Origin of the sequence: Streptomyces sp. NBC_01723, assembly GCF_036246005.1 — a bacterium.
In the GTDB taxonomy this organism is placed as follows: domain Bacteria; phylum Actinomycetota; class Actinomycetes; order Streptomycetales; family Streptomycetaceae; genus Streptomyces.
This window is the reverse complement of record NZ_CP109171.1, coordinates 5320237-5338608: the sequence shown is the minus strand read 5'-3', so window position 1 is coordinate 5338608 and position 18372 is coordinate 5320237. Positions and strand designations below refer to the sequence as shown.

13 protein-coding genes are annotated in these 18372 nt (G+C 73.0%); 3 read left to right on the top strand and 10 right to left on the bottom strand.

From position 1 onward, the window contains the following. Positions 1-132: 132 nt before the first annotated feature. A complete protein-coding gene (locus tag OIE75_RS24875) occupies positions 133-729 on the bottom strand; it encodes a M48 metallopeptidase family protein (RefSeq protein WP_307015020.1) in 597 nt (198 codons plus the stop codon). Positions 730-986: 257 nt separating this feature from the next. On the opposite strand from OIE75_RS24875, the gene OIE75_RS24870 reads away from it, so the two are divergent. Further along, complete coding sequence (locus tag OIE75_RS24870; RefSeq protein WP_329472177.1) at positions 987-2201, top strand: TOMM precursor leader peptide-binding protein; 1215 nt, start codon at positions 987-989, stop codon at positions 2199-2201. After that, positions 2194-3609: an ABC1 kinase family protein gene (locus OIE75_RS24865; RefSeq protein WP_307015017.1), complete on the top strand. Its 1416-nt coding sequence runs from the start codon at positions 2194-2196 to the stop codon at positions 3607-3609. Before OIE75_RS24870 ends, OIE75_RS24865 begins: the two co-directional genes overlap by 8 nt. A 108-nt stretch (positions 3610-3717) precedes the next feature. Here the strand turns inward: OIE75_RS24865 and OIE75_RS24860 are convergent, their stop codons facing one another. From OIE75_RS24860 to OIE75_RS24845, 4 genes are all read right to left on the bottom strand, one after another. Then, positions 3718-4041, bottom strand: coding sequence for a hypothetical protein (locus tag OIE75_RS24860; RefSeq protein ID WP_307015016.1), 324 nt, complete (start codon positions 4039-4041; stop codon positions 3718-3720). After that, positions 4038-4406 (bottom strand): WhiB family transcriptional regulator, encoded by a 369-nt coding sequence (locus OIE75_RS24855; protein ID WP_003973786.1) that lies wholly within the window; start codon positions 4404-4406, stop codon positions 4038-4040. The genes OIE75_RS24860 and OIE75_RS24855 overlap by 4 nt, the downstream gene beginning before the upstream one ends. 173 nt (positions 4407-4579) lie before the next feature. Further along, positions 4580-4912 (bottom strand): hypothetical protein, encoded by a 333-nt coding sequence (locus tag OIE75_RS24850; RefSeq protein ID WP_307015015.1) that lies wholly within the window; start codon positions 4910-4912, stop codon positions 4580-4582. Between the two features lie 164 nt (positions 4913-5076). Further along, positions 5077-7278 carry an ATP-dependent DNA helicase UvrD2 gene (locus OIE75_RS24845; protein ID WP_329472176.1) on the bottom strand — a complete coding sequence of 734 codons (2202 nt, stop codon included), beginning with the start codon at positions 7276-7278 and terminating at the stop codon, positions 5077-5079. A gap of 187 nt (positions 7279-7465) precedes the next feature. Here OIE75_RS24845 and OIE75_RS24840 point away from each other — a divergent pair, with 187 nt between their 5' ends. After that, positions 7466-7723: a mycoredoxin gene (locus OIE75_RS24840; protein WP_122616113.1), complete on the top strand. Its 258-nt coding sequence runs from the start codon at positions 7466-7468 to the stop codon at positions 7721-7723. A gap of 261 nt (positions 7724-7984) precedes the next feature. Here OIE75_RS24840 and nudC read toward each other — a convergent pair whose 3' ends face one another. The 5 genes from nudC to OIE75_RS24815 form a co-directional block, all read right to left on the bottom strand. Next, positions 7985-8929 (bottom strand): NAD(+) diphosphatase, encoded by a 945-nt coding sequence (nudC, locus tag OIE75_RS24835; RefSeq protein WP_307015014.1) that lies wholly within the window; start codon positions 8927-8929, stop codon positions 7985-7987. Between the two features lie 74 nt (positions 8930-9003). Then, positions 9004-10416 carry a dipeptidase gene (locus OIE75_RS24830; RefSeq protein WP_329472175.1) on the bottom strand — a complete coding sequence of 471 codons (1413 nt, stop codon included), beginning with the start codon at positions 10414-10416 and terminating at the stop codon, positions 9004-9006. Between the two features lie 10 nt (positions 10417-10426). Then, positions 10427-13918: an ATP-dependent DNA helicase gene (locus OIE75_RS24825; RefSeq protein ID WP_329472174.1), complete on the bottom strand. Its 3492-nt coding sequence runs from the start codon at positions 13916-13918 to the stop codon at positions 10427-10429. A 166-nt stretch (positions 13919-14084) separates the two neighbouring features. Beyond that, positions 14085-17606, bottom strand: a complete 3522-nt coding sequence (locus tag OIE75_RS24820) for an ATP-dependent helicase (RefSeq protein WP_329472173.1) — start codon at positions 17604-17606, stop codon at positions 14085-14087. Between the two features lie 275 nt (positions 17607-17881). Continuing rightward, entirely contained in the window at positions 17882-18268 is a 387-nt protein-coding gene (locus tag OIE75_RS24815) for an MGMT family protein (protein ID WP_307015010.1), read from the bottom strand. Positions 18269-18372 lie beyond the last annotated feature (104 nt).

Genomic DNA, 18372 nt, shown 5'->3' with positions numbered 1-18372 from the left:
CGACCGTCCCCCATCCGAATGCGAGTGCGTCGCGACAGGCTAACGGCAAAGCCCGACACCGGAGGAAGTCGGTACAGACCCGGTACGAAACCCGTGCGCCGCCGTGTCGGATGCTCCGACCGCGGGGCCCGGCTACTCGTTGCGGGCGCCGGGCACGTGCGGCAGCCGCTCCGCGGCGACCACGCCCTCCAGGTAGCCCCGCGCCCGCTCGGTGCGCGGATACGCCTCCAGCAGCCGCCAGAACCGGGGCCCGTGGCCGGGGACGAGCAGGTGGGCCAGTTCGTGGAGCAGGACGTAGTCGACGACGTATTCGGGCATGCCCTGAAGGCGGTGTGACAACCGGATGCTTCCCTCGGAGGGGGTGCAGGATCCCCAACGGGTGTTCTGGTTGGTGACCCAGCGGACCGAGGTGGGCCGGGCCCTCCCCTCGAAGTACTGGCCCGACAGCCGCTGCGCGCGCTCGGCCAGCTCGGTGTCGCCGAGGACCCGCTTGCTCTCCTGGGCGGCCAGCTTGTCCAGCATCACGCTCACCCAGCGTTGCTCCTCCGCCTTCGACATCCGGGCGGGGATCAGCACGACGGTGCGATCGCCTTCGCGGTACGCGGAGACCGTCCGGCGGCGCCGGGTGCTCCTGCGGACCTCGATCGCGCTCGTCCCCGAGCCGTTCGGCGGCGGATTCGTGGGCGTGCGCTGGGGCGCCCCGGCACGGTGCAGTGGGTCGGCGGACACGCCACGACGTTACCCGCTGCACACGGGGAAGTCCCGGCTCCGGGACGGTTCGGTGCCGATCCGCCGCCCCTCCTTCGAGAGGACTGCGATGGACGGCCGAGTTGTACGTCGAGATGGCCGTCGGACTTGTCCGACGAATACCCACCGCCTGTGGACAACTTTCGCCGCCTCTTCTCGCGGCCGGGCATGCTGGCACTCGTCGGCGGATTCACGACCGCCCGCATGCCCGCACATTCGAAGATCACGGGGGATCCGGAATGCATCCGATGGTGAAGCCCGCGCTCCGGCGCGGCTGGCGCGATCTGAACACCGTGCAGTTCGGGATGACACCGGCGCACGCGCTGACGCTCGCCCCGGTGGACACGGCGACGGGCAGCTTCCTCGAACTGCTCAACGGCACCCGCGGACCGAAGCTCCTGCGTGAGGAGGGGCACCGCATGGACCTGCCGGAGGGGCATGTCGACCGGGTGGTGGAGCGACTGGCGCGGGCCGGGCTGCTGGACGACGCCACGGGCGGCGGACCGGCCGCCGACGTCCTGCGGGAGAAGAAGGAGGTCCTCGACCGGCTCCGCCCCGACCTGGCCTCCCTGTCCCTGACCACCTCCGAACCGGGGGACGCGATCAGACACCTGGCGGCCCGCCGTGCCCTGCGGGTGAGCGTGAGAGGTGCGGGACGGGTGGGCGCGGTGCTCGCCGGCCTGCTGTCAGGGGCGGGGATCGGCGATGTCGACGTCCGCGACGGCGGACGGGTCGAGCCGTGGGACGTCGCCCCGGGCGGGCTGCCCGCCGACTCCGTCGGCGACCGGAGGGACGAGGCCGCCCGTCGGGTGGTGCGCCGGGCCGCCCCCGACCGGCCGCCGCGACGCGGCCCAGCGATGCCGTCCGAGGCCGACACCGCGGGCTTCTCCCTGGTGATCGTCACCCCACGCGACGACGTCGCGGTGCACACGCCCGATATCGTCGCGGCCGAGTCCCTGATGGCTTCCGGCACACCCCACCTGTATGCCGGCGTCGTGGAGGGGACGGGTGTCGTCGGCCCCTTGGTCCTGCCCGGCGAGACCGGGTGCGCGGGCTGTCTGCACGCGGAGCGCACCGACCGGGATCCGGCCTGGCCCCGCCTGGTGGCCCAGTGGCGTTCCGGCCGCCGGCCCGAGGTACGGCCCTGCGACCTCACCCTCGCGGCGACCGTCGCGGGACTCGCGGCGGCCCACGCGCTCGCCTTCCTGGACGGCGGGAGCCCGTCGAGCACCGGCGTCCGCTGGGAGGTCTCGCTGCCCGGTCTGCGCTGGCAGTCCCGTCCGGTCCGGACCCACCCCGAGTGCCCGTGCGCGGCGGCGGGGAAGGGTAAGGAGGAACACATCGCCGAGGACGGGGAGTGGCGCGCGACAATGGCGGGGCAAGGGCCGACAGCAGGAGTACGCCGTGAGGCGGAACCCGCGCGGCCGGCTGCGACTTGGAGGGCTCATGTCTGATCTTCCCCGCAAGGCGGTCACCCGGACCGCCAAGCTCGCCGCGCTCCCGCTCGGCTTCGCCGGGCGGGCGACCTGGGGGCTCGGCAAGCGGATCGTGGGCGAGTCGGCGGAGCTCGTCGGCCAGCAGTTGCAGCAGCGCACCGCGGAGCAGTTGTTCAAGGTGCTGGGCGAGCTGAAGGGCGGGGCGATGAAGTTCGGGCAGGCACTGTCCGTCTTCGAGTCGGCGCTGCCCGAGGAGGTCGCCGGGCCCTACCGGGCGGCGCTGACCAAACTCCAGGAGGCGGCACCGCCCATGCCGACGCGCACCGTGCACGCCGTGCTCGCGGAGCGCCTCGGGGAGAGCTGGCAGGACCTGTTCCTGGAGTTCGAGGACAAGCCCTCCGCGGCCGCCTCGATCGGCCAGGTGCACCGGGGGGTGTGGCACGACGGCCGCGAGGTGGCGGTCAAGGTGCAGTACCCGGGCGCGGGCGAGGCGCTGCTGTCGGACCTCAACCAGCTCAGCCGTTTCGCCCGCCTGCTCGGCCCGCTGGTCCCCGGCATGGACGTCAAGCCGCTGATCACGGAGCTGAAGGACCGGGTCTCGGAGGAGCTGGACTACGACCTGGAGGCGCAGGCCCAGCGGATCCACGCCGAGGAGTTCGCGGACGACCCGGACATCCTGGTGCCGGACGTCGTCCACCAGTGCGACCAGGTACTGATCACCGAGTGGATCGACGGCATCCCGATGTCGGAGATCATCTCGGACGGCACGCAGGAGCAGCGTGACCGCGCCGGCCAGTTGCTGGCCCACTTCCTCTTCTCCGGCCCGGCGCGCACCGGGCTCCTGCACGCCGACCCGCACCCGGGCAACTTCCGCCTGCTGCCCGGTGGCCCGGAGGGCGAGGACGACTGGCGCCTGGGCGTCCTGGACTTCGGCACCGTCGACCGGCTGCCGGGCGGTCTGCCCGAGCCCATCGGGGATGCCCTGCGGATGACGCTGGACGGCGAGGCGGACTCCGTCTACGAGATGCTCTGCGCGGAGGGGTTCGTCAAGGAGTCGATAGAGCTGGACCCCGACGCCGTCCTGGACTATCTCCTGCCGATCATCGAGCCGGCCCGGGTCGACGAGTTCACCTTCACCCGCGGCTGGATGCGGAGTCAGGCGGCCCGCATCGGCGACCCCCGCTCCCCCGCCTACCAGCTGGCCAAGCAGCTGAATCTGCCGCCGTCCTACCTCCTGATCCACCGAGTGACCTTGAGCACGATCGGGGTGCTGTGCCAGCTGGGAGCGACGGTCCGGCTGCGTGACGAGCTGGCGGACTGGCTGGTGGGCTTCGTCCCGGAGGAGGAGACGGAAGAAGAGGAAGCCGCGGCCGCCGAGGACGCGTTCGAGGAGTACGAGGACGAGGAGAAGGCGGCGGAGGCCTGAGCCGCCCGCGTCCGAACGGACCGTGGGGGCCGGTCCGTTCGGACGGACCGGCCCCCACGGGCAGAGCTCGTCTCCCGGGCCGGGAGACCACCGCTTCAGGTGTGTCGCTTACTGCATGACCGCCATGGCGAGCGCACGCCGGGCACGCATCGAGGCGCGCTCCGCCCGGCGCTGCATGCGGCGAGCGGTAGCCAGGCGCATCGCCCGGCGCTCCTGCTCCGCCTCGACCAGGCGGTCGTGCATATGCGCACGGGCCAGGGCTTCTGGGATGAGTTGCATTTCACGGGTCCTGTTCTGACGCGAGTCCATCGCGCCGGTGGTGGTGAAGTCTTCAGGCGCGGAGCCTGCGGTGTCGTGGGGGGACGGCTTCATCGGGGCCTGCTTCTGGGGGTCGTACGTGAGGGGGCGGTCGATCGTTCCGGTGATGTTCATGCCGAGACCGGGTTCTTGCGCGGGCGACCACGGGGCCGCTTCCGGGCGACGACGACACCCTGGACGAACAGCTCGCCGCCCCAGACGCCCCAGGGCTCACGCCGCTCCTTGGCACCGGCGAGGCAGGCCTCGATCAACGGGCAGGTGCGGCAGAGGGACTTGGCGTACTCGACGTCCGCCGGCGACTCGGCGAAGAAGACCTCCGGGTCGTAGGAACGGCAGGGGACGGGCACGCCGAGGTTCTCGATGGCGTCGTCGAGCGCGGTGAGCGCGGTGAGCGGGGTCAAGGTGGAGTCCTCCGTGGAACAGGGCTTGGGGATCGTGTCGGAAGGCGGTACGGACGGGGCGTGCGCTTCGAGTTGCACGGGTGGTCTTCCTCGTCTGGTCGTTCCGGCCGGTTGGCCGGTTGGCGGCTTGGTACCGGGTTCTTTTCTTGTCCCGAGGCTCCTTCGTGCTGTCGTCCGTTCGGGGACAAACAGAAGGGCCGCGGATCCCGGGTGGGGTTCCGCGGCCCTGAAGGCGCCGGCCTGATCGACGATCAGGCTGGATCACTCCAGGGTTCTGGCCCACGGAAGGCCCACATCAGGTGGTGCTGCGTCGCCTGCTTCCGGAATCCGGCACCGGTCGCGGTAAAGGCATAGGCCTGCGCCTGTGCCGTTACAGCTGCTTCCAGTGCCTTGGTCGGTCGCTCATTGCGCTCACGGACGGGAAGGCCCGCGGGGGCAACGGAGGAGGCGGCCGGACGCACGGCACGGATGCCGGACAGACCGGTGCCCGAGTTCGAGGCGCCGAGGATGCACAGGGAGACGGCCGAGCGATCGGTCATTTCGGCGGTGAAGCCGACGTTGCTGCTGGTGTTGATGCTGATCACTGGACTCGCCTCCTCTCGGCGTCTCGGGGGACTGGGATGAACCAGTCCGTGTATATGCAAGTACAACACGGAGTCAGGGCCTTCGGGAAGGCCGCTGTTCCCGTGACCAAGAACCTATGGGGATTCCCGGGGCATGCGCAAACTATTTTCTCGACGAGTTTGTATCAGTCGCCCTCGTCCAGCCCCACTCCCTCTTGACCTGCGCAGATGGCCAGGACGTCGGCTCCGTAGCGGTTGAGCTTGCGCGCTCCGACGCCCGGGATCCGGGCCAGTTCTCGCTCGTCCTCGGGGACGGACTCGGCGATCGCCATCAGTGTCTTGTCGGTGAAGACGCAGAACGCGGGCTGCCCGCTGCGCCCCGCCTGGACCGCCCGCCACTCGCGCAGCCGCTCGTAGACGCCCTCGTCCATGTCGGACGGGCAGTCCTCGCAGCGCATCAGTTTCATCTCGCCGGCGTCGGTGAGCGTGCGCCCGCAGACACGGCAGCGGGCAGGCGTCCGCTGTGTCCGTCTCGGGACCGGGGCCGCGGCGCCGCCTCCTCCGCGTCCGCGCTCGACTCCTCCGCTGCCGCCCGCCGCGGCCTGACCGCCCGCCGTGCCGGAGCCGGGCCGCAGGCCCTTGAGGAAGCGGCTGGGCCGACGGCTCGGCCTGCCGCCGGGCGAGCGGGCGAGCGCCCAGGAGAGGTGCAGGCGTTCACGCGCGCGGGTGACGCCGACGTAGAGCAGGCGGCGCTCCTCCTCGATCTGCTCATCGGTCTTTGCGTAGGTGATCGGCATCATTCCCTCGGCGACGCCCACCAGGAAGACGACGTCCCACTCCAGGCCCTTGGCCGAGTGCAGGGAGGCGAGGGTGACGCCCTGCACCGTGGGGGCGTGCTGGGCGCCCGCCCGCTCGTCGAGTTCCACGACCAGGTCGCTCAGCGTCACGCCCGCTCGCGCGGCGGCGAAGTCCTGGGCGAGCCCGACCAGGGCGGCCAGCGACTCCCAGCGTTCCCGGACCGCGCCCGACCCGGCCGGGGGCTCCGAGGTCCAGCCCTCCCCCGACAGCACCGCGCGCACCTGCGAGGGCAGGTCGACGACGTCGTCCAGGAGGGAGTCGTTGCCGCCGAAGCGGGCCGCCGCCCGCAGGGCGCTGTGGGCCTTGCGCACTTCAGGGCGGTCGAAGAAGCGCTCCGCACCCCGCAACTGGTACGGGACACCGGCGTCGGCGAGAGCCTGTTCGTAGGTTTCCGACTGGGAGTTGGTCCGGAACAGGACCGCGATCTCGGCGGCGGGAACGCCCGCGTCGACGAGTTCGCGGATGCGGCGGGCCGCGCCCTCGGCCTCGGCCGGCTCGTCCGGGTACTCGGTGTAGGCGGGCTCGGGGCCGACCGGTCGCTGGGAGACCAGTTCCAACCGGTGGTCGGCGGCCCGGCCCCGGGCCTGGGCCAGCAGCCCGTTGGCGAGGTGGACCACCTGGGGGGTGGAGCGGTAGTCGCGGACCAGTTTGACGACGGTGGCACCGGGGTGCCGGACGCGGAAGTCGAGCAAGTGGTCGGGCGTTGCTCCCGTGAACGAATAGATCGTCTGGCTGGCGTCGCCGACCACGCACAGGTCGTCGCGGTCGCCGAGCCACAGCTCCAGCAGGCGCTGCTGGAGCGGGCTGACGTCCTGGTACTCGTCCACCACGAAGTGCTGGTACTGGGCGCGGACCTGGTCGGCGACGTCGTGCCGGTCCTGCAGGACGGCCACCGTCAGCAGCAGCACGTCCTCGAAGTCGATGACTCCGCGACCGCGCTTGAGGTCCTCGTAGGCGGCGTAGAGCTGGGCGATCTCCGCCGGGTCGCGGGGTGTCTCGCGGCCGGCCTTGGCTGCCGCGGCGGCGTAGTCGGCGGGGACGGTCTGGGTGACCTTGGACCACTCGATCTCCGCCGTGGTGTCGCGCAGCTCACCCCGGTCGAGGCGGATGCGGCAGGCGGCGGCCGCGTCGGCGACGAGCTGGATCTTGCGGTCGACGAGCCTGGGCAGGGAGCCGCCGATCGCTTTCGGCCAGAAGTACTGGAGCTGGCGCAGCGCCGCCGAGTGGAACGTGCGGGCCTGGACACCGGAGGCGCCGAGCTGGCGCAGCCGGCCTCGCATCTCCCCCGCGGCGCGGTTGGTGAAGGTGACGGCGAGCACGCTGGTGGGCTGGAGGATCCCGGCGCGCACCCCGTAGGCGATGCGGTGGGTGATCGCCCGGGTCTTGCCCGTGCCGGCGCCCGCCAGCACGCACACCGGTCCGCGCAGGGCGGTCGCCACCTCGCGCTGCTCGGGGTCGAGCCCGTCGAGCACCGCGTCGGCCGAGTCCGGTACCTGCGGGAAGAGGGTGGAGTGCGTTGCTGCTGTCACACCGCCATGCTGCCAGGTCTCGCGGGACGGGTGAGCCGGTTGTCCACAGGCACGCTCCGATAGTCGTACCAATGCCGATGTGACGGCCTCACGGGGCGGGAATGGTGGCGCCGTCGCGGACGTTCCCCTCCTGCGACCTCATCCCCGAGCCGCCGGATCCCCGAGTCGCCGAAGGAGCGCGAGAGACATGCCGGGCACTGTGACGATGTACAGCACCACGTGGTGCGGATACTGCCGTCGGCTGAAGAGCCAGATGGACCGCGAGGGCATCGCGTACACCGAGATCAACATCGAGCACGACCCGGACTCCGCGGCCTTCGTGGAGAAGGCCAATGGCGGAAACCAGACGGTCCCCACAGTTCAGGTGATCCCCACCAACGGCGGCACCGAGGTCGTCATGACGAACCCGAGCCTCGCCCAGGTGAAGCAGGCGCTGGGCGCCTGACCTCCGCGAGACACAGCCCTCGACCCGGCCTCGTGCCGGTCGGGGGCTGCGGTGTTTCGTGCGCCGGGCCGCCGCCGCCGAGGGCGCGCAGCATCCCCTCCTTGATCGCGACGGCCGCGATCACCAGCGCGGCGATCGGGCCGGCACGTCGATGTCGGAGGCAACGGTCAGCACCCGACGAAAGCACACGACTTCCCGAGTTCAGGGCATCGTGAACTCGTCGACCGCTCCACACCGCCCGGTCCGGGCCGCCGACCGCCCTCAGAACGCCGCGCGCGTCGGCAGTGGCCTGCCGTACCAGAGCTCGATGAGGCGGGCGGCGATCGAGATCCCGTAGGGCGGGAGCACCTCGCCCGACTCGAAGGCGGCGCCCAGTTCGTCGCGGGAGAACCAGCGCGCCTCGTGGATCTCGTCGCCGTCGACCTCGATCTCGGTCGACGTGGCGCGGGCCATGAAGCCGAGCATCAGGCTGGACGGGAAGGGCCAGGGCTGGCTGGCGACGTATTCGACGGGGCCGACGGTGACCCCGGCCTCCTCCTGGACCTCGCGGCGCACCGACTGCTCGATGGACTCGCCGGGCTCCACGAAGCCGGCGAGCGTGGAGAAACGGCCCTCGGGCCAGTGGACCTGGCGGCCGAGCAGTATGCGGTCGTCGTCGTCCGTGACGGCCATGATCACGGCGGGGTCGGTGCGCGGGTAGTGCTCGGCGCCGCAGGCGGGGCAGCGGCGGATGTGGCCGGCCGCGGCGATGACCGTGCGCTCGCCGCACCGGGAGCAGAACCGGTGCAGGCGCTGCCAGTTCTCCAGGGCGACCGCGTGAACCATCAGGCCCGCGTCACGGGGGGCCAGGAGCAGGCCCGCCTCCCGCAGGCCCGCCGGGCGCGCCGACTGGTCCATGCGGCCGGGCAGCGAGTCCTTCTGGAGGGCGAAGTAGCTGACCCCCTCCTCGTCGGTGCCCAGGAAGTAGCGGTGCGCCTCGGTGAGCGGGGCCTCGAACGAGGGGGTCATGACGAGCTCGGTGCGCCCGTCGGGCGTCTCGTCGATGAGGACCTGGCCGCCGGATACCACGAAGCAGCGCGTCGAGGGGTGGCTCCACGCCGCCGCGAGCCAGGCCTCGTCGAGGCGGTGGTGGGCGGCGCGGTCGATGCCGCTCGGCGCGGTGAGCGAAATGGGACGGTCGGCGGTGCGGTCGGTCCAGGTGGTCACGGGTGCTTCCAACTCCCCCGGTGAGCGGTTCGGTTCGGCAGGCGGGTTCGGCGGGTCGTAGGGCGGCGGGGCGCTCAGGGTGCGTGGCGCCAGTGCTCCCCCAGGTCCCCCCACAGGTGGGCGGCGGTCTCCACGCCCTTGAGCAGCAGGTCCAGTTCCACCTTCTCGTCGGGTGCGTGCCAGCCGTCGGACGGGACGGAGATGCCGAGGAACAGCACCGGGGTGCCGAGCACCTCCTGGAGGTCGGCGGCGGGTCCGGAGCCACCCTCCCGCGTGTAGCGGACCGGTTTCCCGAAGGCCAGGCCCATCGCGCGGGCCACCGACCGCAGGGCCGGGTGGTCGAGCGGCGTCAGGCACGGGCGGGTGGCCGGGGCGAAGTCGATCTCGCAGCGGATCCCGGTGGGGACCTGTTCGGCGATCCACGCGCGGACGGCCTTCTCCACGTGCTCCGGCTCCTGGCCCGCGACCAGCCGGAAGGAGAGCTTCACCATGGCGGACGACGGGATGATCGTCTTGCTGCCCGGGCCCTGATAGCCGCCGCCGATGCCGTTGACCTCGGCGGTGGGGCGGGCCCAGACACGTTCCAGTGTGGTGTGGCCGGCCTCGCCGTGGGCGGCGTGCGACTTGGCCGTCTCCAGCCACCGCCGCTCGTCGAAGGGCAGCTCGGCGAAGAGGTCGCGTTCCTCGTCGGTGAGTTCGATCACGCCGTCGTAGAAGCCGGGGATCGTCACGCGCGCGTGCGCGTCGTGCAGGGCCGCCACCAGGCGGGCGATCGCGGTGGCGGGGTTGGGGACCGCGCCGCCGAAGGAGCCCGAGTGGATGTCCTGGTCGGGGCCGTGCAGTCGGATCTCGCATTCCGCGAGGCCACGCATGCCGGTGCACACCGTGGGGGTGTCCTCGGACCACATGCCGGTGTCGGAGACGATCACCGCGTCGGCGGCGAGCCGGTCGGCGCGCTCCTCGACCAGGGCGCGGAAGTGCGGGGAGCCGGACTCCTCCTCGCCCTCGACGAGCAGCTTGAGGTTCACCGCGGGGGTGGTGCGGCCTGTGGCGGCCAGGTGGGCACGGACGCCGAGTGTGTGGAAGAACACCTGCCCCTTGTCGTCCGCCGCCCCGCGCGCGTAGAGACGGTTCTCGCGGACGACCGGTTCGAAGGGCTCGCTGCTCCACCCGTCCTCGCGGGCGGCGGGCTGCACGTCGTGGTGGCCGTAGACGAGGATCGTCGGTGCCTGGGGGTCTTCGGAGGGCCACTCGGCGAAGACGGCCGGGGCGCCCGGGGTGGGCCATACCTCGGCGGTCCCGAAGCCGGTCTCCTTCAGCTTGGCGGCGAGCCAGTCGGCGCTGCGTCGCACATCGGTCGCGTGGTCGGGCTGCGCGGACACCGACGGGATGCGCAGCCAGGCGACGAGGTCGTCGAGGAAGGCGGCACGGTGCTGCTCGATGTACGTACGGACAGCGCTGACAGCATTGTCAACGGGGTGGCTCATACTCACGAGCCTATCGGCCCGCACGGACACCCCGATCGTGCGGTTCGTCACCGACCGGTTCGGCCAGCAGCAGGTTCTCCAGCGCGGCGCGGTCCGGCAGCCGGTCGGGCCGGACGACCTCCCCGGTGCGTACGTAGAGGAATGCGGCCGTCACCGACTCCAGCGGTACGTGCTGCTGCTCGGCCCAGGCGAGGCGGTAGAGCGCGAGCTGGAGCGGGTCCGCGGTGCGGGATCGGCTCGTCTTCCAGTCGACGATCTCGTACGTCGCCGTGGTGCCGTCGCCCTCCTTGTAGACGGCGTCGATACGGCCGCGCACGACCCGGCCGGCGAGCGAGAGCTGGAACGGCGCCTCGACGCGGTGGGGGGTGCGGCGAGCGTACTCGGTCCGTTCGAAGGCCTCCTTGAGGAACTCCAGGTCCTGCTCGTCGGCGATCTCGGCGTCGTCGCCGGGCAGTTCCCCGGGTTCCAGCAGGGGGAGCGTCAGCGGTTCGAAGCGTGCCTCGACCCAGGCGTGGAAACGGGTGCCGCGGCGGGCGGCGGGCCGGGGCGGTCGGGGCATGGGGCGGGCCAGCTCCTGGGCGAAGCCGTCCGGGTCGGCCGCCAGGTCCAGCAGCTGGGAGGCGGTCAGCGACGCCGGAAGTGGCACCTCGGTGACGCTTTCGCGGGCGCGCAGCAGTTCGCCGGTGAGGGCGTCGAGGTCGCGGTCCCAGGAGGCGACGGTGCGGGACTCCTCGGGGGTGAGGCGGGCGGGGGCGTCCTGCGCGGAGCCGTGCTCGCCGGATGCCGGTCGGGGCAGGTCGGTACCGGCGGGCCGTCCCGGAGCGGTCGCCTGGTGCGGGACGGTGGGGCGGTCCGTGGTCCAGGAGTCCCAGTCGTCGGCCGGGTTCTCGGGCCCGGCGGGATCCGCTTCCTCCAGGGGTGGCTCTTCGTCCTCGGGGGGCGGCGGCCAGTCGGGGTCGCCGTAGGTGTCCGGGTCGTGCGGGGCGGTGTCCTCCTGTGTGGCGAGGCGGTCCAGGTGGGCGAGGACGGTCTCGGCGGCGGCCCGGCGCCGGGCGAGGGCCTCGTCGTCCAGGGGCAGCGGCCAGACCTGGTCGGCGGTGGCCCGGTGCAGGGCCGGGTTCTCCTCGTCCTCGGCGGGTTCGTCCGCCCATGCCTCGATCTCGCCGTGCCCGGCCGCGCAGTGCTCGTACAGGGCCGTGAGGAAGTCGGACGGCCCCCGGGGCTTCTTCTGGCTGGGTCCCCACCAGTGGCCGGAGCCGAGCAGCAGGGAGCGGGGGCGGGTGAAGGTGACGTAGCCGAGGCGGAGTTCCTCGGTGTGCTGATGCTCCTTCATGGCCTCGTTGAAGGCCTTCAGGCCGCGGGAGTCCCAGGACTCGACGTCGGGCAGGGTGTCGGAGTCGCCGCGCAGCCCGTGCGGGAGCACCTTGCCCTGGGCGGTCCACTTCTCGCGGCCCCGGCCGCTGGGGAAGGAGCCCGTGACCAGACCGGGTACGGCGACCACGTCCCACTCCAGGCCCTTGGACCGGTGCGCGGTGAGCACCTTGACGGTGTTCTCGCCGCCGGGCAGGGCGTTGTCGAGGCCCTTCTCGTACTGGGCGGCGGTGCGCAGGAAACCGAGGAAGGCGAGCAGGGTGGCCTCGCCGTCGCTCGCGGCGAAGGAGGCGGCGACGTCCAGGAAGTTCGACAGGGTCTCGCGGCGGCGGGCGGCCAGGGCGTGCGGGGACGCCGACAGCTCGACCTCCAGGCCCGTGACGGCGAGGACGCGGTGCAGCACGTCCATGAGGGGGTCGGACAGGGCCCGGCGCAGTTCCCGCAGCTCGGTGGCCAGCCGGGCGAACCGCACGCGCGCGTCCGGTGAGAAGGGCAGCCCGTCGTCGTCCCCGGTGCCGTCCAGCGGCGTCTCCAGGAAGGTGTCGAGCGCGTCGGCGAGCGATATCACCTCGGAGGGATCGACTCCCTCGACGGCCTCGGCGAGCCTCCGGTCGGGGTCGTCGTCGCCGTCCACGCGCGCGTGGCTCACCAGACGCCGTGCGCGGCGGCCGAGGAGGGCGAGGTCGCGCGGGCCGACGCGCCAGCGAGGGCCGGTGAGCAGCCGCACCAGGGAGGCGTTGGCGCCCGGGTCCTGGAGCACTTCGCAGACGGCGACCAGGTCGGCCACCTCGGGCAGGTGCAGCAGCCCGGAGAGGCCCACGACCTCGACGGGGACGTCCCGGGCCACCAGCGCGCCCTGGATCTCGGCGAAGTCGGTCGCGGTACGGCACAGGACGGCGATCTCCCCGGGCGCCTGCCCGGTGCGCACGAGGTGGGCGACGGAGTCGGCGATCCAGTCGATCTCCTCGGCGTGGGTGCGCAGCAGGGCGCAGCGGACGATGCCGTCGCGTTCGGCGCCGGGTGCGGGGCGCAGGGCCTCCACGCCCGCGTGCATGGCGCGCAGGGGCTCGGCGAGGCCGTTGGCCAGGTCGAGGAGTCTGCCGCCGCTGCGGCGGTTCTCGCTGAGCGCCTGCCGGGCGGCCGGGCGGCCGTCCGCGTCCTCGAAGTGGGCGGGGAAGTCGTCGAGGTTGGCCACGGAGGCGCCGCGCCAGCCGTAGATCGCCTGGCAGGGGTCGCCGACGGCGGTCACCGGGTGGCCGGTGCCGCCACCGAACAGGCCCGCCAGGAGGACGCGCTGGGCCACCGAGGTGTCCTGGTACTCGTCGAGCAGCACGACCCGGAACTCGTCGCGCAGGACACGGCCCACCTCCGGGAGCCCGGCGAGCCGCGCGGAGAGGGCGATCTGGTCGCCGAAGTCCAACAGGTCCCGTTCGCGTTTGGCGGCGCGGTAGCGGATCACCAGGCCGGCCAGTTCGCGCCGCGCGGCCGCGGCCTCGGGGACCTTGCGCAGCTCGGCGTTGCTGAGCCGGACCCCCTGGAGGGAGTCCAGGAGTCCGGTGTCCCAGGTGAGCAGTTCCTCGGGGCGTACGAGGTGCTCGGCGAGTTCGGAGTCGAGGTCGAGGAGGTCGCCGACCAGGTCGGGAAAGGAACGGGTGAGGGCCGGGTAGGGGCCGGGGGCCTCACGCAGCACCCGCGCGGCGAGCTGGTAGCGGGTGGCGTCGGCCAGGAGCCGGGAGGACGGCTCCAGTCCGAGCCGCAGGCCGTGGTCGGTCAGGAGACGGCCCGCGAAGGCGTGGTACGTCGAGATCACGGGTTCGCCCGGCGGGTGGTCCGGGTCGATCACGTCCGGGTCGGTGACGCCCGCACGGATCAGGGCCTTGCGGACCCGCTCGGCGAGTTCACCGGCCGCCTTGTTGGTGAAGGTGAGGCCGAGGACCTGCTCCGGGGCGACCTGGCCGGTGCCGACCAGCCACACCACGCGCGCCGCCATGACCGTGGTCTTTCCCGACCCGGCTCCGGCCACGATCACCTGCGGGGCGGGCGGCGCGACGATGCAGGCCGTCTGCTCCGGGGTGAAGGGGATCCCGAGGAGCTCCTTGAGCTGATCGGGATCGGTGAGATGGGCAGGCACGTCAGAGAGGCTAGCGGCGGCCACTGACAGCCGGTGCCGGACGGACCGAGGATCCGGCGGAAGCGCTGGTCAGCACCTGTGGTGCGGCTCGTCACACCGGTCGCGGCGGGGCCCGTCACACCGGTCGCGGCGGGGCTCGGCACGCCGCCGGTCGCGCCTGCCCCGTCTACTCCACGACGTGCCGTCCCTCGGGCCGCGCGCTGCACGACGCGCGGAAGGCGCAGTGCGTGCAGTGCTGGCCGGCGGTCGGGGTGAAGCGTTCGTCGAGGACCTTGCCGGCGGCCGTGGCCAGCAGATCGCCGACCCACTCGCCCGCCGCTCCCTCCGCCGACTCCTGTGCCTGCACCTTGGGCAGGGTCTCGCCGCCGTCCCGGGCGGCCGCGCCCTGACGGAGCTGGACGAGTTCGGCTCCGCCCGGTTCGGGGCGTACGCCGTCGAAGGCCTCGTCGACGGCGCCCTCGCGGACCGCGAGCTGGTAGACGGCGAGCTGCGGGTGGTGGGCCACCTCGGCCGCGGTGGGCGCCTGCTTGCCGGTCTTGAAGTCGACGACGTAGGCGCGGCCGTCGCCATCCCTTTCGACGCGGTCCATCTGGCCGCGGATGCGCACCTCGTACTCGCCCGCCTCCAGGGTCACGTCGAAGTCGTGCTCGCTGGCCACGGGCGTACGCCCGGCGCGGTCCATGACGTGCCACTTCAGGAAGCGTTCGAGTGCCACGCGCGCGTTGGCCTTCTCCTGCGCGGACTTCCACGGCGCGTCGAAGGCGAGCGCGTTCCACACGGAGTCGAGGCGTTCCATGAGGACGGCGAGGTCGGCCGGGGTGCGCCCGGAGGCCACCTCGTCGGCCAGGACGTGCACGACGTTGCCGAAGCCCTGGGCGGCCGTGGCGGGCGCGTCCGCCTTGACCTCGCGGCCCAGGAACCACTGCAGGGCGCACGTGTTGGCCAACTGGTCCAGGGCGCTGCCGGAGAGCGTGACGGGGTGGTCGCGGTCGCGCAGCGGCACCTTGCTATCGGTCGGGTCCCACATGCCCCACCAGCGGTACGGGTGGGCGGACGGCACCAGCGGGCGGCCGTCCTCGTCGGCGAGGGCGGCCAGCCGGGCCAGACGGCGGGCGGCGGCCTCCCTGAGGGGTTCGGATACGCGGGGGTCGACGGTGGTGGCCCTCAGTTCGGCGACGAGCGCCGCGACGGCGAGGGGGCGGCGCGGGCGGCCCGCGACGTCGGTGGGTTCGACGCCGAGTTCGGTCAGGAACCGGGAGGGCTGGTCGCCGTCGTCGGCCGGTGCCTTCACCGCGGTCACGACGAGGCGTTCACGCGCGCGCGTGGCGGCCACGTAGAACAGGCGCCGTTCCTCCGCGAGCAGCGCTCCGGGTGTCAGCGGTTCGGCGAGACCGTCGCGGCCGATCCGGTCGGCCTCCAGCAGGGAGCCGCGGCGCCGCAGGTCCGGCCAGAGTCCCTCCTGGACGCCCGCGACGACGACCAGCCGCCACTCCAGCCCCTTCGAGCGGTGCGCGGTCATCAGGCGGACGGCGTCGGGGCGTACGGCACGCCGCGTGAGGGTGTCGGCGGCGATGTCCTCGGCGTCGATCTCCTCCAGGAAGTTCAGGGCGCCCCGGCCACCGGTGCGCTCCTCCGCGCGGGCGGCCGTCGCGAACAGCGCGCACACGGCGTCGAGATCGCGGTCGGCATTGCGTCCGGCGGCACCGCCACGCCGGGCGGAGCGTTCCAGACGGGTCGGCCACGGGGTGCCGTCCCAGAGGTCCCACAGAGCCTCCTCGGCGCTGCCGCCGTCCGCCAGGCGCGCGCGGGCCCGGCGGAGCAACGCACCGAGACGCTGCGCCCCGCGCGCGTAGGCGGGGTCGTGGACCGCCAGCCGCTCGGGCTCGGCCAGCGCACGCGCGAGCAGTTCGTCCGAGGGCGCGGGCAGTGCGTTGCCGGCGGCCCGCTCCTCGTCGCGCAGGGCGCGGCCCAGGCGGCGCAGGTCGGCCGCGTCCATGGCGGCAAGGGGGGAGGTGAGAAGGGTGAGGGCGGTCTCGGTGGGGAGCCAGCAGGGGGCCGCAGCCTCGGCGTCCGGTCCTGTCCCCGTCTCCGGGTCCGGCTCTGCTTCCGGGGCCGTCGCGGTCGCCGGGGCGGTCGCGTTCGCCGGGGCCGCCTCAGTCTCCGCGTCCGCCGCAGTCTCCGCGTCCACCGCGATGCCGGTCCCGGCCCCGGTCCCGGGCTCGCCCGCACGCGCGTCACGGGAGCCGTCGGCCACGGCACCGGCCGCGTGCCGGGGCTCCCCCGCACCCATGCCCGCCTCCGCCTCCGCCACCGCCCGCAGTGCCGTCAGCAGGGGTGCCACCGCGGGCTCGTGGCGCAGGGGAAGGTCGTCGCCGTCGATGTCCAGCGGGACGCCGGCCGCGGTGAGGGCCCGGCGCATCGTGGGGATGGTGCGTGAGCCGGCGCGCACCAGGACGGCCATGTCGCCCCAGGGGACGCCGTCCTCCAGGTGGGCCCGGCGCAGGATGTCGGCGACGTTGTCCAGTTCGGTGCCGGACGTCGGGTACGTGTACGCCTCGACGCGCCCCCCGTCCCGCACCGGGGTCAGCTCGCGGTGGGCTCGTACCTTGGCGGCGGGCAGGCGGGTCAGCGGCATCCGCTGGGTCAGCAGACGGGTGCCGGCCAGCAGGGCCGCCCCGGAGCGCCGCGAGGTCCGCAGTACCTCGACCGGCGCCGGACGGCCGTCCGCGCGCGGGAAGGCGCCCGGGAAGTCCAGGATGCCGTTCACGTCCGCGCCTCGGAAGGCGTAGATCGACTGGTCGGGGTCACCGAAGGCGACGAGGGTGCGCCCGCCGCCGGCCAGGGCGTGCAGCAGCCGTACCTGGGCCGGGTCGGTGTCCTGGTACTCGTCGACGTAGACCGCGTCGTACTGACCCGCGAGGTGTGCGGCGACCTCGGGGCGGCGGGCGAGGAGCACCGCGCGGTGGACGAGTTCCGCGTAGTCGAGCACGCCGTGGAGGTCGAGCACGTCGAGGTACTCGGCGAGGAAGACGGCGGCGGCCCGCCAGTCGGGGCGGCCGATGCGCCGAGCGAAGTCTCCCAGCGCCTCCGGGCCGAGACCGAGTTCGCGGCTGCGGGCGAGCACCGCGCGGACCTCGTCGGCGAAGCCGCGGGTGGTCAGGCAGGCGCGCAGTTCGTCGGGCCAGCGCACGTGGGCCAGTCCGAGCCGCTCCAGGTCGACCTGCCCGGCGAGCAGCTCGCGCACCGTGACGTCCTGCTCCGGGCCGGACAGCAGGCGCAGGGGCTCCACGAACAGGTCGCTGTCCTGGTGGGCGCGGACCAGGGCGTAACCGAAGGAGTGAAAGGTGGTCGCCCGCGGGGCACGGGCGGCGCCCATGCGCAGGGCCATGCGGTCGCGCAGTTCGACGGCAGCCTTGCGGCTGAAGGTCAGCACCAGGATGCGCTCCGGGTCGCCGCCCTTGGCGATCCGGTCCGCCACGGACTCGACGAGCGTGGTGGTCTTGCCGGTGCCCGGACCCGCGAGGACGAGCAGCGGCCCGGCGGCGTGGTCAACCACGGCACGCTGTGCGGCGTCCAGACGAGGGGGGTCCCTTCGCGCCGGAGGGGTACGCACCAGTCGGTAAGCGCCACGGCTCCCCCGTCGCACCTGGGGGTGCGACGGGTGTCCGGTGGAGGAAGAGGAGCTCACGTGGTTCGCCGGTCCTGGTGGGTGTGCTGGTGGGCCGTCCGCGTCGCGCGCACGGCGGTGACCGCGGGATGAGGGGGACGCGTGCGGCCGACGCTACGCCGACGGACGAGATGGAAGCAGAGCTTCCTCTTCTTCCCTCTCTTCCCTCGGGTCACTCGCGACGCGCGTGTCCCCCGCCCCACGAACGTACGTCATGCCACAGACATGCCCGATGTGCCCCGTTTCCCTCATCCGGATCACAGGTCACACGCCGACCGGTCTCATGGCGGAAGCTGTCAGGTGTGACCCTGCGCACGTCCGCCGCCGTCCCACCGCGCCCGCTTCAGGTCGAGGCGCGGCTGATGGCCCTCCGCGGCCCTGCTCGCCTCCTTCAGGGGCGTGCCCTCGTCCCGGTAGCGGTCGAGGGCCTCCAGTTCGTGCCCGGCGAGCAGCGCCCCGTCCGCGCGGACGACACGCCACCAGGGGACGCCTCCCCCATAGAGGGACATCACGCGGCCGACTTGACGAGGTCCCCCCTCCTCCAGGTACTCGGCGACGTCCCCGTAGGTCATGACGCGGCCCGGCGGGATCAGTTCGGTCACGTCGAGGACCCGCTCGGCATACTCGGGCAGCGCGTCCGCGTGCTCCGCGCGGGCGCCGTCCGGAAGGCTCTGCTCGCTCATCCGCCCCATCCTGCCGCACCCCTGCGACAACGCGACGCGCTCCCGAGGGTGCGATTCCCTCGCCCGGACGCGGCGCTTCGGGCAGACTGTGCGGCCCGCACGGG

Bases quoted from the DNA above. Each gene is read 5' to 3' on its own strand.
- OIE75_RS24870 (WP_329472177.1), top strand. From the start codon at position 987: ATGCATCCGATGGTGAAGCCCGCGCTCCGGCGCGGCTGGCGCGATCTG.
- OIE75_RS24865 (WP_307015017.1), top strand. From the start codon at position 2,194: ATGTCTGATCTTCCCCGCAAGGCGGTCACCCGGACCGCCAAGCTCGCC.
- OIE75_RS24860 (WP_307015016.1), bottom strand. From the start codon at position 4,041: ATGAACATCACCGGAACGATCGACCGCCCCCTCACGTACGACCCCCAG.
- OIE75_RS24840 (WP_122616113.1), top strand. From the start codon at position 7,466: ATGCCGGGCACTGTGACGATGTACAGCACCACGTGGTGCGGATACTGC.
- OIE75_RS24830 (WP_329472175.1), bottom strand. From the start codon at position 10,416: ATGAGCCACCCCGTTGACAATGCTGTCAGCGCTGTCCGTACGTACATC.
- OIE75_RS24815 (WP_307015010.1), bottom strand. From the start codon at position 18,268: ATGAGCGAGCAGAGCCTTCCGGACGGCGCCCGCGCGGAGCACGCGGAC.